Below are 14,606 nucleotides of genomic sequence, written 5' to 3'. Positions count from 1 at the left end.
CGTTCCCGTGGGGCCGGCTTCGGAATGGGTGGGGGTTACTTCAGGCCGGAGTCGATCGCGGAGACCAGTTCCCCGTTGGACGTGTCGCCCGAGAACTCCCAGAAGAAGGACCCGCCGAGGCCCTGGGATTTGGCCCAGGACATCTTCGAACCGATCGTCGTGGGCGTGTCGTACGACCACCAGTCCGAGCCGCAGTGCGCGTACGCCGTACCAGCGACCGTCCCGTTCGACGGACACTTGGTCTTGAGGACCTTGTAGTCCTCGATGCCCTGCTCGTACGTGCCGACCGCAGGCCCCGTGGCCGTGCCGCCGGGCTCCTTCTGCGTGACCCCGGTCCAGCCCCGGCCGTAGAAGCCGATGCCGAGCAGGAGCTTCGAGGCCGGTACGCCCTGCGCCTTGAGCTTGGCGATCGCGTCCGCCGAGGTGAAGCCCTGCTGCGGGATACCGGAGTACGACGTGAGCGGGGAGTGCGGGGCCGTCGGGCCCTTCGCGTCCCAGGCACCGAAGAAGTCGTACGTCATGACGTTGTACCAGTCGAGGGACTGGGCCGCGCCCGCGTAGTCGTTCTTCTCGATCTTGCCGCCGGCGGAGGCGTCCGCCGTGATGGCGGCCGTGACCAGGTTCTGCGAGCCGAACTTCGAACGCAGCGCCGTGGAAAGCTTCTTGAGCGCGTCCTGGCCGGACGTGTCACAGCTCAGACCGCAGGCGTTCGGGTACTCCCAGTCGATGTCGATGCCGTCGAAGACATCGGCCCAGCGCGGGTCCTCGACCAGTTTGTAGCAGGAGTCGGCGAACGCGGCCGGGTCCTTCGTGGCGTCACCGAAGCCACCGGACCAGGTCCACCCGCCGAACGACCAGAGGATCTTGAGGCCAGGGTGCTTGGCCTTCAGCTGACGGAGCTGGTTGAAGGCACCGCGCAGCGGCTGGTCCCAGGTGTCGGCCTGCCCGGAGACGGAGTTGGCGGCCGTGTAGGCCATGTCCGTGTCGGCGTAGGCGTCGCCCATGGTGCACTTGCCGCCCTGGACGTTGCCGAACGCGTAGTTGATGTGCGTGACCTTGGCGGCGGAGCCGGAGGTCTCCAGGTTCTTCGGGTAGTACTGGCGGCCGTAGACGCCCCAGTCGGTGAAGTAGCCGAGCTTCACCTTGTCACCGGGACCGGGCCCCGGATCCGTGCCGCCGCCAGTGGTGTGGACCTTGACGGAGCCGGACACCGGCCCGGTCTGGTCGGCGGTGTCACGGGCCTGCACCGTGTACGAGTAGTCGGTGCCGGCCTTCAGCCCCGTGTCGGTGTACGAAGTGCCGGTCACCGTCCCTACCTTGGCGCCGTCGCGCAGCACGTCGTAGTTCTTGATGCCCTTGTCGTCGGTGGCGGCGGACCAGTTCAGCTTGACCGAGGTGTCGGTGATGCCGGACGCGGTCGGGGTGCCGGGCTTGGAGGGTGCCGCGTCGCCGGGGACGTCGCCGCCGTCGCAGGAGGCACCGTTGAGCTTGCAGCCCGTGGGGGCGCCGGAGCCGCTGCCGTTGAAGCCGAAGGAGACCGAGGCGCCGGGGGCGAGCGTCCCGTTCCAGGAGAGGTTCTTGGCGGTCCAGTGGTCGGCGGAGTTGGTGACGGTCGCGTCCCAGGCCGAGGTCACCTTCGTACCGGACGGGAAGTCCCACTCGACGTTCCATGAACTCACGCTCGTGGTCCCGGAGTTCTTGATGGTCCACTTGCCCTCGAAGCCGCTGCCCCAGTCCTGGGTCTTGGCGTACGTGGCGGTGACGGCGGTGGCCTCGGCCGCGGCGTGCGAGGGAGTGGCGAGACCGACGAGGGCGGCGGCGGGGAGGACGAGGGTCGCGAATGCGGCGGTCGCTCTGTGTCGAAGTCTGTGTCTGGGTACGTCGGTTGAACTCATCGGTGCTCCTAGGGAGGTCCTGGGTTCGTGAAGGGGGTGGAACCCTGCGACGCCCATGAGCACCGGAGTGGGGGGTGTGCTCACCGCAGTGCGGCGAGAATAGAAAGGTCTGGACCAGCGGTCAAGGTCTAAACCAATCACGGCTTTCGGCCAAGTTGTGCGCGGCGGCTCGCAGAGGGCTACAGGCCCAACTCCTGGGCCAGTACGGCTGCTTGGACCCGGCTTCGTAGCTCCAGCTTGCCGAGCAGGCGGCTGACGTGGGTCTTCACCGTCGCCTCCGCCATGTCGAGGCGCCCCGCGATCTCCGCGTTCGACAGCCCCTCGCCGAGGCAGCCGAGCACCTCCCGCTCGCGCCGGGTGAGAGTCTCCAACTCCGGTGGCGCGGCCGCCGGTTCGGGCTTTCCCGGGCTCGCCGCGAACTCGGCGATCAGGCGGCGGGTCACGGCCGGGGCGATCATCCCCTCGCCGCGCGCCACCGTCCGTACGCCCTCGATCAGGTCCTTCGCGTCCGTGTTCTTCAGCAGGAACCCGGACGCGCCCGCGCGCAGCGCCCCGAACACGTAGGCGTCGAGGTCGAAGGTGGTCAGCACGAGTACGTCCGCGAGGCCTTCGGCGACGACCTCGCGCGTGGCCGAAACGCCGTCGAGCCGGGGCATCTGGACGTCCATCAGGACCAGATCGGGCCGGAGTTCGCGGGCGAGGGACACCGCCCGCTCGCCGTCCTCGGCCTCGCCGACGACCTCGATGTCGGGCGCGCTGTTCAGGATGAGCACGAGCCCGGCCCGTACGGCGGACTGGTCCTCGGCGACGAGTACGCGGATCACGGAGGTCACGTGAGGTCTTCTCCTTCCGTGTGCAGGGGGCCTTCGGTGTGCAGCGGCAGGGCGGCGCGCACCCGCCACACCCCGCCGTCCTGTGGCCCGGCCTCGAACACGCCGCCGAGCAGCGCCGCCCGCTCCCGCATCCCGACGAGCCCGGCCCCGGAGCCCGGCGCGCGCGGCCCGTCCCTGTCGGCCCCGTACGGGCTGTCGACCCGCACCTCGATGCGTTCGGCCGAGCGGTCGACGGCCACCGTGACCCGCCCCTGACCCGCGTGCTTCAGCGCGTTCGTGAGGGACTCCTGGACGATGCGGTACGCGGCGAGCTCGACCGGCGCGGGCAGGCCGGTGACGGCGCCGGACACGGCCAGGTGGGCGTCCAGGCCGTTCGTACGGGACTGCTCGACGAGGGCGCCGAGGCTCTCAAGGGTGGGCGCGGCGACCGGTTCGGTGTCCTCGCCCGCGTCCCGCAGGATGCCGATGAGGCGGCGCATCTCGGCGAGTCCTTCGACGCTGTTCTCGCGGATCGTCTTCAGCGCCCCGCGCGTGGTGTCGGGGTCGTCGAGGGACAGCGCGGCCGTGGAGTGGATCGCGATCGCCGACAGGTGGTTCGCCACCATGTCGTGCAACTCGCGGGCCATCCGGGCGCGCTCCGCCGTCACCGCCTGCGCCCGGTCCATCTCGGCGAGCAGCGCGGTCTGCTCGGCCCGCAGCCGCTCCGCCTGCGCGGCCTCCCGGTGACCGCGCACCAGCATGCCGGTGGCCGCTGGCCCGAACGACACGAGCCCCGTCGCGACCCCGATCAGGACCGCCTCCGGCTGCCGCCACCAGGCCACGAAACCGAGCGTGACGGCGACCGTGAGCATCCCCGTGACCACCGGGAGGCGGCGCGCGGCGGCCGGTGTCCCGTACAGCGCGCCGGCGTACATCAGGTCCGTGAACATCAGGACCGTCGCCAGGCTGCCCTGCGTGAACTGGTCGGCGATCACCGCGACCGTGCCGGCGATCACCGCGAACCGCGGCCGGGTCCTGCGCAGCAGCTCCAGGGCCGCCATGACGACGAGCGGCACGAGCAGCCACGCGCCGTCGAAGACGCGCCCCGAGTTCATCCCGAGGCCCAGGCCCCACAGCGCGAGCCCGCCGAGCAGCCCGACGACGGCGATCCGGACGTCGTCGCGGTGCGGACGGTCGAGGGCGAACTGCATGACCCCATCCAACACGGCCGGGGCGGGACGGGCATGGCGCCGTGGGACGAGCGGGGCCACGGCGGCACTACATCGAAGGATGCAGTCGCACTTCGTCATGTACGACGACGATCACGCGCCGTACGGCAGGGAGCCTTGAAGTGGGGAACGAGAGGAGTCCGTCGTGATCGTCACGCTGATCATCGCCTGCGAGGTCGGTTTCTGGGTGCTGCTGGCCGTCGGCCTCGCGCTGCGCTACTGGGCCAAGATGCCGCGTGCGAGCGTCGCCGTGCTGCTCTGCGAGCCGCTCCTGGAGGTCGTGCTGTTCGTCGTCACGGCCATCGACCTCAAGAACGGCGCCGAACCCGACTGGAAGCACGGGCTCGCCGCCGTCTACATCGGCTACTCCGTCGCGCTCGGCCACTACACGATCAAGTGGGTCGACGTCCGCGTCGCCCACCGCTTCGCGGGCGGCCCGCCGCCGTCGACCCCCAAGTACGGGGTGCCGCGCGCGATCCACGAGTGGAAGCTGGCCGCCCGCTGGATCCTCGCCGCGCTCATCGCGATGGGGCTGTTGCAGGGCGCGATCTGGTACGTGGGCGAGGACGGGTCGACCGACTCCCTGGCCGCGTGGCAGCAGAAGATGCTCTTCCTGATCGCGATCAACGTGATCATCGCTCTGAGCTACACGGTGTTCCCGAAGAAGGCGCCTGCGGTCACCACGAACAAGGGCTAGCGCTCTCCTCCGGGCACCCACAGCACGTCCCCGACCTCCTTGTTCGCGATCCTGGCCAGGATGAACAGGAGGTCGGAGAGGCGGTTCAGGTACGTCGCGGTGAGCGGGTTCATCGTCTCGCCGTGCACCTCCATCGCCGCCCATGTCGACCGCTCCGCCCGGCGCACGACCGTGCAGGCCTGGTGCAGCAGGGCCGCGCCGGCGGTGCCGCCCGGGAGGATGAAGGACCGCAGCTTCTCCAACTGCTCGTTGAAGTGGTCGCAGTCCGCCTCCAGCTTGTCGATGTAGAACTGCTCGACGCGCAGCGGCGGGAACTCGGGGTTCTCGACGACGGGGGTCGACAGGTCGGCGCCGACGTCGAACAGGTCGTTCTGCACCCGCACGAGCACCTTCACCACCTCCTCGTCGAGGCCGCCGAGGGCGATCGCCGAGCCGATGACGGCGTTGGCCTCGTTGGCGTCCGCGTACGCCGAGATCCGCAGATCGGTCTTGGCGGTGCGGCTCATGTCGCCGAGGGCCGTGCTGCCCTTGTCTCCGGTACGGGTGTAGATGCGCGTCAGATTGACCATGCGACCAGCGTAGTTACGCGGAGGCCCGACGGAAGCCGCGTGTGCCGACCGTCACGGCGAGCGCCGCGAAGGCGAGCGCGACCAGCACCCCGTACAGCATGTTCGCCGTCGCGTAGTGGCCGACGAACGCGTCCCGCATCGCGTCCACGAGATAGCGCAGGGGCATGACGTGCGACAGCGCGTCCAGCCAGCCGGGCGCGAGCGCCATCGGCAGCATCAGGCCCGAGAGCAGCATCGACGGCATCGTGACGGCGTTGATGACGGGCCCGAACTCCTGCGGCGTACGGGCCTTGAAGGCGAGCGCGTACGACAGGGAGGCGAGCGACACCGTCAGGAGGCCCACGAAGGCGAAGCCGATCAGGACGCCCGCGAGCGGCGCCCGCAGGCCCATCGCGAGCGCGGTGAGCATGAGCAGCACGGCCTGGAAGAGGAACAGCGCGGTGTCGCGCAGCACGCGGCCGAGCAGCAGCGCGAGCCGGCTCACGGGCGTCACCTGCATCCGCTCCACCACCCCGTGGGTCTTCTCCAGGATGATGCCGAAACCGCAGAACGCGGCGCCGAACAGGGCGAGTTGGAGCAACAGGCCGGGGACCAGGACCTGCCAGGAGCTGCCGCTGGAGCTCAGCGGCAGGCTGGTGAGCAGCGGCCCGAAGAACAGCAGGTACAGCAGCGGCATGAGGATGCCGAAGAGCATCTGGAAGCGCGAGGAGAGCGTCTGGCGGGCGTAGCGCCCGAAGATGATCGCGGTGTCGGACAGCAAGGTCTTCATCGTGCTCACACCGCCACCGGGGTCGTGTCCACCGGCGCGGGGCCCCGCCCGGTGATGGCCAGGAAGGTGTCCTGGAGCGTCGCGTCGATCGACCCGCCGTGCGCCAGCTTGAGCGCGCTCGGCGTGCCCTCGGCGGCCACGACTCCCTTGTCCACCACGACGATCCGGTCCGCCAGCGCGTCCGCCTCGTCGAGGTAGTGCGTGGTCAGGAAGACGGTCGTGCCGTGCTCCGCGCGCAGCCGGCGGACCAGGTCCCACAGGTCGGCGCGGCTGCCGGGGTCGAGCCCGGTCGTCGGCTCGTCGAGGAAGAGCACCTCGGGGTGGTGCACGAGCCCCATCGCGATGTCGAGGCGGCGCCGCTGCCCGCCCGAGAGCGCTCCGGCCTTGCGCTCCAGGAGGTCCGTGAGGCCGAGGTCCGCGGCCAGCTCCTCGGCGCGGGCGGCCGCCCGGGGCTTCGGCAGGCGGTAGAGGCGGCCCTGCGTGACCAGCTCCTCGCGTACGGAGATGGACGGGTCCACGCCGCCGGACTGGGCGACGTATCCGACCGATCGCCGCACGCCCGCCGGGTCGCTCGCCAGGTCGTGACCCGCGACGGTGGCCGCGCCGCCGGTGGGTGCGAGCAGGGTCGTGAGCATCCGCAGGGTCGTGGTCTTGCCCGCGCCGTTCGGGCCGAGGAAGCCGAGGATCTCGCCCGGCTCGACGCGCAGGTCGATACCGCGGACCGCCTCGACGGGGCCGTGCTTGGTGGTGAAGGTCCGGGCGAGCCCGGACGCGCTGATGACTGCCATGCGAGCCAGAAAAACAGAGTCGCTGAAATTTTGCAACGTCCCCAAAATTTCAGCGAGGCCAGCAAACCCGTAGGATCGGCGCATGGCAGAAGGGCTCAGGGAGCGGAAGAAGCGGCAGACCCGGCAGTACATCTCGGACGTGGCGACCGGCCTGTTCCTGGCGCGCGGCTTCGACGAGGTGACCGTCGCGGAGATCGCGGACGCGGCGAACGTCTCCGTGAACACCGTCTACAACTACTTCCCGGCCAAGGAGGACCTGTTCCTCGACCGTTCCAAGGGCGTCGTCGACCGGATGTCCCGCTGGGTGCGCGGCCGGGGGCCGGGGGAGTCCGCGGCCAACGCAGTGCTGCGCGAGCTGCGCGAGGAGATCGAGTCGGTCTCGCCGCGCGTCGGACTCATGGACGGCTACAGCGAGTTCATGCGCGTGGTGCACGCCGCGCCCGCCCTGCGCTCCCGGCTGTGGGCCATCCAGCAGGAGGTCCACGACAACCTCGTGGAGACGCTGCGCGCGGAGACCGGCGCCGTGGCGGACGACCCGCTGCCGGACCTGATCGCCGGTCAGATCGGCTGGGTCCACCAGACGGTGATGGCCGGCATCGGGCGCCGGATGGTCGCGGGCGGCAGCCCCGCCGAGGTCTCCCGCGAGATGCTCGACGTGCTCGACGAGATGGAGGAACTTCTGAGCGAGAAGGTGCTCAACTACGCCGTCCGTGACGTCTGATGGGCACGGATGATCGATCACTGATCAGGCTCAGTGTGATGTCCGTCATTCGAGACGTGACGCGCATCTCTTAGCGGTCACACGGCCGCTCACGGGCGCTAGTGTCCGCCGGAGAGCAACGTAGACAAGCAACGTGAACAGTGGTTGAGCGGTCGCGCGGGACACGCGGTTAGGGGACGTACGTGGCAAGGAAGCTCGCCGTCATCGGAGCCGGCCTCATGGGGTCGGGCATCGCGCAGGTCTCCGCCCAGGCGGGCTGGGACGTCGTACTGCGCGACGTCACCGACGAAGCGCTCACGCGCGGCACCGACGGCATCAAGGCCTCGTACGAGAAGTTCGTGGGCAAGGGGAAGCTCGACGCCGCCGACGCCGAAGCCGCGCTCGGCCGCATCACCGCGACCACCGACCTGGACGCGGCCGCCGACGCGGACGTCGTCGTCGAGGCCGTCTTCGAGAAGCTCGAAGTGAAGCACGAGATCTTCCGCGCGCTCGACAAGATCGTGCGGGACGACACCGTGCTCGCCTCGAACACCTCGGCCATCCCGATCACCAAGATCGCGGCGGCCACCGCACACCCGGAGCGCGTCGTCGGCGCGCACTTCTTCTCGCCCGTGCCCATGATGCAGCTCTGCGAACTCGTGCGCGGCTACAAGACGAGCGACGAAACGCTCGCCACCGCGCGGGAGTTCGCCGAGTCCGTCGGCAAGACCTGCATCGTGGTGAACCGGGACGTCGCCGGGTTCGTGACGACCCGTCTCATCTCCGCCCTCGTCGTCGAGGCCGCGAAGCTGTACGAGTCGGGGGTCGCCACGGCCGAGGACATCGACGTCGCCTGCAAGCTGGGCTTCGGTCACGCGATGGGGCCGCTCGCCACCGCCGACCTCACGGGCGTCGACATCCTGCTGCACGCGACGGAGAACATCTATACCGAGTCGCAGGACGAGAAGTTCGCGCCGCCGGAGCTGATGCGCCGGATGGTGGACGCCGGTGACATCGGCCGCAAGAGCGGGCAGGGCTTCTACAAGCACGCTTGACCGCACAGCTGATGCCATGTCACCCCTCGGGGTGAATTCGGTATCGGTTCGCTTACAGACGGCAACTTTCGGCCCCCGCGGCCCGTCAGTTGCAGTGACATACCCAGATCACCCGGATCACCGGATCAACCGGAATCACATGAACAGCTGAGTACCGGCTCAGAAGCAGTCGCGTACTCCGACCACGCCGAGCACTTCTGTATTTCCCACGGGGAGCGCATATGTACATCAGGGGCGACCACGTCGAGCTGGTCGTCGGGGGCCGCCTCGACGTCCGCAGCGCGGCGGACGCCCGTTCGGTCCTGCACACCGCCGTCGACGACGGAATGGGCGACCTGGTGCTGGACCTGTCCGAACTCGACTCCTGGGACGCGACAGGGCTCGGCGTCATCATGGGCGCCCACCGCCGCGCGGGCCGCTGCGGACGCCGCCTCGTGCTGCGCCGCGTGCCTCCCCAGATGCAGCGCCTGCTCGTCGCCACCAGACTGCACCGGATCCTGGCCATCGAGGGTGGCATCGGCGTCGAGTCCCTGCCGCGCGTCTGAGGCGCGTGTCTGAGGCGCGCGTCTGAGGCGGAAGCCACGCGTGTGGCCGGGAGTTGCAGGGTTGAACCGGAAGGTATGACCTTCGAAGGGGTGAACCAGTCATTCCGGACGGAATTGCCGACAACCCTCACGAGACTGTGACCTCTCGGGCAGCGCGGCACCTCCCGGTTTCGTAGATACTGAGCCAAGCGACAGTGCGGTGTGCACAGGCCGGGAGGGGCAAGCGGCACACCACGCTTTTGGGGGGCTTTGACGATGGACCCGATGGACCGGGGACCCGAAGATTCCAGCCAGGAACGGCACGACGGGACAGATGGCGGCGGAGGACGGCAGCGGCCGCCCCGCGACCCTCTGACGCCCGACTACGGCCAGGCGTCACCCGCGCTCGCCCGCACCGTGCGACTCGTCTCGGGCGACCACCTGCTGACCGTCAATCCCGTTGACGGCAGCGAGATCGAATCCTGCCCGCCCGGCGAGCGCCCGGGCCGGCCCACCAAGTACGACACCGCGGAGCGTGCGGCGCTCGCCCGCGCCGCCCGGCCACCGCTGCCGCCAGGACCCGCACAGCCGCAACTGCCGCTCCTGGAGCGACAGGAGGAGCGGGAGCGCCTGGTGCGGCTCCTGGCCCGCGGCCGCTCCGTACGGCTCACGGGGCCCGCGGGATCCGGGCGCACGGCGCTGCTCGACCAGGTCACCGAGGACTGCGCCGACATCGCGCCCGACGGCGTCGTCCGGCTCTGCGGTCACCTGCGGTCCGTGGAGGACCTGCTGTACGACCTGTTCGGCGCCGTCCACAAGGCGCCGCTGCACCGCCCCGACCGCGCGCTGCTGCTCGAACTCGTCCATGAGATCGGCGCCGTCGTCGTCCTCGACGACCTCGAGTTCGGCGGCGCCGCGCTCGACGAACTCCTCGAAGCGACGCCCGAGTGCGCCTTCCTGCTGTCCGCGACGCCCGACGTGCCGGCGCCGTCGGCCGACTCGCACGTCGAGGAGGTCTTCCTGGCGGGGCTCGGCCGCGGCGGCGGACAGGAGCTCCTGGAGCGGGCCGTGGGCCGGGTGCTCACCGACGAGGAGGCGCAGTGGGCCGCCGACCTCTGGTTCGAGTCCGAGGGCCTGCCGCTCCGGTTCGTACAGGCCGGCGCCCTGCTCCGGCAGCGCGACCAACTCCGCGCCGACCCCGAGGCCTTCGACGCGTTCGGCTACTACGAGGGCCCCGACGCGGCGCCGATCGACGCGCCCTTCGACGCCGACGGGCACGATGTGCCGCTGCCCGCGCTCGCCGAGGCCGCCGCACCCGCCGCGCTGCTCGCGTCCCGGCTCGGCGCGTCCGCGCGCGCCACCCTGGAGTTCGCGGTCGCGCTCGGCGGCGAGATCCCGCACCAGGCGCACCTGCCGGCGCTCGTCGGTGACACGCACGCCGACGCGGCCCTCGCCGAGCTCGTCTCCTGCGCGCTCGTCACGCCGGTCGGCGGCCGCTACCGCCTCGCCGCCGGAGTGCGTCAGCAGCTGGAGGCCGCGGGCTACGGCACCGACGCGGCCGGCCGCGGGCGCACCGCCGCCCAGCACTACGCCTGGTGGGCCGCGCACCCGTCGGTCGGGCCCGAGCGGGCGGCCGCCGAGTCCGACGCGGTGCTGGCCGCGCTCGCGGCGACGACGGCCCCCGAGACATCCGTGGAGCTGGCCCGCGCGGCCGCGCCCGCCTTCGCCGCCGGGCTCGCCTGGAGCGCGTGGGATCGCGCCCTCAGGGCCGGCCTCGAAGCGGCGCGCTCCACCGGGCAGGTGGCCGAGGAGGCGTACTTCCACCACGAGTTGGGCATCCTCGCGCTCCTCGACGGGCAGCTCGACCGGGCCCGCTTCGAGTTGGAGGCCTCCATCGCGCTGCGCGGCGCCGTCGCCGACAAGCACGGCACGATCGCCGGGCGCCGGGCCCTCGCCCTGGTCGCCGACCGCTCGGGCGGCTCGTTGCCCGGCGGGAGTACGGCGGCGGGGGAAGAGGTCCCGGACGCGATGTACGAGGAGTCGGCCTCGCCGCCCGGTGGGGTTCCCGCGTACGCACTGTCCGAGGCGCCGAGCGAGCCCGACACCCTGGTGACCCGTCAGGCCGCCGCGCCCGTACCCGTACCACCCGCACCGCCCGCCCCGACCGTCGTCGGCGCCAAGGCGCCCTCGCGCAAATCGGTGGTGGGCGGCGCCCGGCGCAACATGGTGGCGGCGGGCGCCGGCGCGCTGCTCGCGGCGGTGCTCGGCACGGTCGTCACGCTCGGCGCCACATCGGGCAACGACGACCCGCCGTCGGACAAGGTCGACACGAAACCGTCGGCGACGGCAGGGGAGAACGGCGGGGACCTCGGCGCCGACGAGGCGGGCGGCGACGGGAAGACGAGCGCGGCACCGACCGACCCGGGCAAGGACGGCGTCCTCGGCACGGCGGACGATCCGACTCCGTCGAGCGGGGCGAGCAAGAAGCCCTCCGGCTCGCCGAGCGGCTCCAAGAGCCCCGACGACCCGACGAAGTCGCCCACCAAGCAGCCCACGAAGTCCCCGACGAAATCGCCGACCAAGTCCCCGACGAAGTCGCCCACTCCGACGCCGACGAAGCCACCGACGTCGAGCCCGCCGCCGGTGACAACAACTCCGCCGCCTGCGACGACGACCCCGCCGACGACGCCGGACACCTCGGACACGGCCAGCGGCCCGATCACGACGACGCCGAACTCTCCGAGCAACGCCGCCTGAGGGCTGATCAAGCCCCGCAGGGGGCACCTCCCAGCGTTAGCTGGGGGAGATTGAGGCGCGGGGTCCGGGGCGGCGCCCCGAGACGTCAACCCCGGACCACCGCGCCCCTCAGAAGAGCCGCAGCTTGTCGTCCTCGATACCCCGCATCGCGTCATAGTCCAGCACGGCGCAACCGATACCCCGGTCCGTCGCGAGAACGCGCGCCTGCGGCTTGATCTCCTGCGCCGCGAAGATCCCCTTCACCGGCGCGAGGTGCGGATCCCGGTTCAACAGCTCCAGATAGCGAGTGAGTTGCTCGACCCCGTCGATCTCGCCACGGCGCTTGATCTCGACGGCCACGGTCTGCCCTTCGCCGTCCCGGCACAGGATGTCGACCGGGCCGATCGCCGTCATGTACTCGCGGCGGATGAGCGTGTAGCCCTCGCCGAGCGTGTCGATGCGGTCGGCGAGCAGCTCCTGGAGGTGGGCCTCGACGCCGTCCTTGATGAGGCCGGGGTCCACGCCGAGCTCGTGCGAGGAGTCGTGGAGGATCTCCTCCATCGTAATGATGAGCTTTTCGCCCGCCTTGTTGACGACGGTCCACTTGCCCTCGTCGTCTCCGGTGCCCTCCTTCAAGGTGCACGGCGGCGACATCCAGTTGAGGGGCTTGTAGGCGCGGTCGTCCGCATGGATCGAGACGCTGCCGTCCGCCTTCACGAGGATGAGGCGGGGTGCCGACGGGAGGTGGGCGGTGAGCCGGCCCGCGTAATCCACGGAGCAACGGGCGATGACGAGACGCATGGTCGGCAACGCTACTCGACCCTCAGGGGTCCACGCACTTCTCCCTCCCGTCTCCCACCACCGCCCTACCCGAGCACCTGCGGTGCGCCCCTTTAATTCCAGTAAGCACGCGTTCGGCATTGGCCGGTTGTGTACGAACGAATACCCCTACGCCCTGTTGCCGTTCGGACACGTTGCCTAACGTAGAAGACAGGAGGTCGCGGCGCGTGCACGCTGCGTGTTCCACGGAGTGCTCGTGCCAAGGACTTCTGCCCTGTCCGTCAGCCCCCGCTCCCCGGGGGTGCGAGAGGAGAACCCATGTCGCTCGACGTCTCACCGGCGCTGTTGGATCAGGCCGAGCGAGGCGAGGTCGACGAAAAGGACTTCGTCGACTGCGTCCGGACCTCCCTGCCTTACGCATGGGAGATGATCAGCTCCCTGGTGGCTCAGCTGAAGGTCGACGGCGGAGCGTTCGCCGACAACCAGACGCCGCCCCCGGACGAGCAGGCACGCGGACAGCTTCTGCGTGCGCTCGCGAGTGACGCCATACGTGGGGCGCTGCAGCGGCACTTCGGTGTCCGCCTCGCGTTCCAGAACTGCCACCGGGTTGCGGTGTTCCCGCAGGACCCGGCGGTGGACGAGACGCTCGCCCGCTTCACCTCGGCACGCAATCAGCTGCTCAACCAGTCACCGGAACTGCGTGACTGCTGACGGCTGACGGCGTAACCGTCTTTGCCCGCTGCCCCGTACGCGGGAGGTGCATCAGTACGGGGCAGCAGGCACCGGGGAGGGGGCGAACATCCCGCACCGTCAGTCGAGTTGAGGCAGTACCTCGGCTCCGAGGCGCCGCACGTTCTCCTCCGTCGCCGTGAGATCCCCCGAGCCCTCGACGAGCAGCGCGAACCGGGTGATCCCCGTCCGCTCCGAAGTCGCCGCGAGCCGGTCCGCGCACAACTGCGGGGTGCCGACCGGGTGCAGGGAGCACAGCAACTCCGTGTACGCGTAGGGGTCGCGCATCGCCCGCGCCCTGCCGTCGACCGTCACATGGGCGTCAAGCCCCTGCTTCAGCCAGCCCGGCATCGCCTTCAGGAGTGTCTCCGCGGCCTCCGACTCGCTGTCACCGATCTGGGCGACACCGGCCGACACGTGCTCCGCCGCGTAGATCTCGTCGACCGAGCGCCCGGCCTCGCGGGCGCGGCGCCGCCACAGGCCGACCATCTCGGCCTTCTCCTCGTCCCCGATGTGCATGCCGAGCAGCATCGGCAGACCCCGCTCGGCGGCGAGCCGCACGCTGTTCGGTGACGTACAGGCGACGATCACTTCCGGCCCTTCCCGGACCGCCCCGCCGATCGCCTCGGTCGGGCGCGGCACGACCGGGACCTCGCGGAAGGCGAAGCGCTCGCCTGCGCCCCCGACGTGCTCGTCCCGCAGCCACTTGAGCAGCAGGTCGAGGGATTCCGGGAACCCCTTCTCGTACGCCTCGACGCCCGCCCCGAAGACCTCCAGGTCCACCCAGGGCCCGCCCCTGCCGACGCCGAGCGAGAACCGGCCGCCGGACGTGACGTGCAGCAATGCCGCCTGCTCGCCGAGGGCGACCGGGTGCGCGGTCGGCAGCACGCTGACCGCCGTGCCGACCCGCAGTGTGTTCGTGCGGCCGAGCAGCAGCGCGGCCAGCGTCACGGCCGAGGGACAGGTCCCGTACGGCACGAAGTGGTGCTCGGCGAGCCACACGGAGTCGAGGCCCGCCTCTTCGGCGACCTCCGCGGATCGCACCGCGCGATGCAGTGCCTCTCCCTGCCCCTGACCCGGAAACTGGGCCGCCAGTACAAATGTTCCTACGCGCATCGCATTCCTGCCTTCCTCGGCACCGACGCGGGCATTCCCCCTACAGGCAATAACGGTTGGCAAGTGCCAAGGACACGGCCTCGCATGAAGATTGGCAGATTTTCCGGCAGATCTTGACATCGGGCCGGGCCGGTGGACTTCGAGTGCCCCCTGCGTCTCGGCGTACGCTGTTCGCGACCTCCTGCTCCGTTCACACACTCAGAGGTG

The 14,606-nt window shown here is 70.5% G+C and carries 14 protein-coding genes; 6 read left to right on the top strand and 8 right to left on the bottom strand.

Annotated elements, in window-relative coordinates; translation table 11 throughout:
- Nucleotides 1-35 precede the first annotated feature (35 nt).
- The 3 genes from ACOKM3_RS15755 to ACOKM3_RS15745 all read right to left on the bottom strand — a co-directional run bounded on the left by ACOKM3_RS15755 (nt 36) and on the right by ACOKM3_RS15745 (nt 3,918).
- Nucleotides 36-1,895, bottom strand: coding sequence for a glycosyl hydrolase family 18 protein (locus tag ACOKM3_RS15755; protein WP_426900957.1), 1,860 nt, complete (start codon nt 1,893-1,895; stop codon nt 36-38).
- Nucleotides 1,896-2,074: 179 nt separating this feature from the next.
- On the bottom strand, nt 2,075-2,719 hold the full coding sequence (locus ACOKM3_RS15750; protein WP_426906804.1) for a response regulator: 645 nt from the start codon (nt 2,717-2,719) through the stop codon (nt 2,075-2,077).
- Between the two features lie 5 nt (nt 2,720-2,724).
- Nucleotides 2,725-3,918, bottom strand: a complete 1,194-nt coding sequence (locus ACOKM3_RS15745) for a sensor histidine kinase (protein WP_426900955.1) — start codon at nt 3,916-3,918, stop codon at nt 2,725-2,727.
- 163 nt (nt 3,919-4,081) lie between these two features.
- Between ACOKM3_RS15745 and ACOKM3_RS15740 the strand changes: the two genes are divergently transcribed.
- The gene (locus ACOKM3_RS15740) at nt 4,082-4,633 is read left to right on the top strand and encodes a hypothetical protein (RefSeq protein WP_426900953.1); all 552 of its coding nucleotides are present in this window, start codon (nt 4,082-4,084) and stop codon (nt 4,631-4,633) included.
- On the opposite strand, the gene ACOKM3_RS15735 is transcribed toward ACOKM3_RS15740, so the two are convergent.
- Genes ACOKM3_RS15735 through ACOKM3_RS15725 form a run of 3 tightly spaced genes read right to left on the bottom strand, consistent with a single transcriptional unit; the run spans nt 4,630 to nt 6,759 of the window.
- Nucleotides 4,630-5,202 carry a cob(I)yrinic acid a,c-diamide adenosyltransferase gene (locus ACOKM3_RS15735; RefSeq protein WP_426900951.1) on the bottom strand — a complete coding sequence of 191 codons (573 nt, stop codon included), beginning with the start codon at nt 5,200-5,202 and terminating at the stop codon, nt 4,630-4,632. The genes ACOKM3_RS15740 and ACOKM3_RS15735 overlap by 4 nt on opposite strands.
- Nucleotides 5,203-5,215: 13 nt before the next feature.
- The gene (locus tag ACOKM3_RS15730; RefSeq protein WP_426906803.1) at nt 5,216-5,971 is read right to left on the bottom strand and encodes an ABC transporter permease; all 756 of its coding nucleotides are present in this window, start codon (nt 5,969-5,971) and stop codon (nt 5,216-5,218) included.
- Nucleotides 5,972-5,976: 5 nt separating this feature from the next.
- On the bottom strand, nt 5,977-6,759 hold the full coding sequence (locus ACOKM3_RS15725) for an ABC transporter ATP-binding protein (RefSeq protein ID WP_426900949.1): 783 nt from the start codon (nt 6,757-6,759) through the stop codon (nt 5,977-5,979).
- Nucleotides 6,760-6,841: 82 nt separating this feature from the next.
- Here ACOKM3_RS15725 and ACOKM3_RS15720 point away from each other — a divergent pair, with 82 nt between their 5' ends.
- The 4 genes from ACOKM3_RS15720 (at nt 6,842) to ACOKM3_RS15705 (ending at nt 11,795) form a co-directional block, all read left to right on the top strand.
- Nucleotides 6,842-7,480 carry a TetR/AcrR family transcriptional regulator gene (locus ACOKM3_RS15720; protein ID WP_426900947.1) on the top strand — a complete coding sequence of 213 codons (639 nt, stop codon included), beginning with the start codon at nt 6,842-6,844 and terminating at the stop codon, nt 7,478-7,480.
- Between the two features lie 182 nt (nt 7,481-7,662).
- Entirely contained in the window at nt 7,663-8,514 is an 852-nt protein-coding gene (locus tag ACOKM3_RS15715; RefSeq protein WP_403851010.1) for a 3-hydroxyacyl-CoA dehydrogenase family protein, read from the top strand.
- A 221-nt stretch (nt 8,515-8,735) separates the two neighbouring features.
- Complete coding sequence (locus ACOKM3_RS15710; RefSeq protein WP_426900945.1) at nt 8,736-9,059, top strand: STAS domain-containing protein; 324 nt, start codon at nt 8,736-8,738, stop codon at nt 9,057-9,059.
- Nucleotides 9,060-9,314: 255 nt separating this feature from the next.
- Entirely contained in the window at nt 9,315-11,795 is a 2,481-nt protein-coding gene (locus tag ACOKM3_RS15705; RefSeq protein ID WP_426900943.1) for an ATP-binding protein, read from the top strand.
- 108 nt (nt 11,796-11,903) lie between these two features.
- Here the strand turns inward: ACOKM3_RS15705 and nucS are convergent, their stop codons facing one another.
- The gene (gene nucS / locus ACOKM3_RS15700; protein WP_426900941.1) at nt 11,904-12,575 is read right to left on the bottom strand and encodes an endonuclease NucS; all 672 of its coding nucleotides are present in this window, start codon (nt 12,573-12,575) and stop codon (nt 11,904-11,906) included.
- A 297-nt stretch (nt 12,576-12,872) separates the two neighbouring features.
- On the opposite strand from nucS, the gene ACOKM3_RS15695 reads away from it, so the two are divergent.
- A complete protein-coding gene (locus ACOKM3_RS15695) occupies nt 12,873-13,265 on the top strand; it encodes an SCO5389 family protein (RefSeq protein WP_385762564.1) in 393 nt (130 codons plus the stop codon).
- 99 nt (nt 13,266-13,364) lie between these two features.
- On the opposite strand, the gene ACOKM3_RS15690 is transcribed toward ACOKM3_RS15695, so the two are convergent.
- On the bottom strand, nt 13,365-14,399 hold the full coding sequence (locus tag ACOKM3_RS15690) for an LLM class flavin-dependent oxidoreductase (RefSeq protein WP_426900939.1): 1,035 nt from the start codon (nt 14,397-14,399) through the stop codon (nt 13,365-13,367).
- Nucleotides 14,400-14,606: the final 207 nt, after the last annotated feature.

The organism is Streptomyces nidicola, from assembly GCF_050106155.1.
GTDB lineage: Bacteria > Actinomycetota > Actinomycetes > Streptomycetales > Streptomycetaceae > Streptomyces.
Note: the sequence above shows the minus strand (reverse complement) of the source record. Positions and strands in the feature narration are given on the sequence as shown.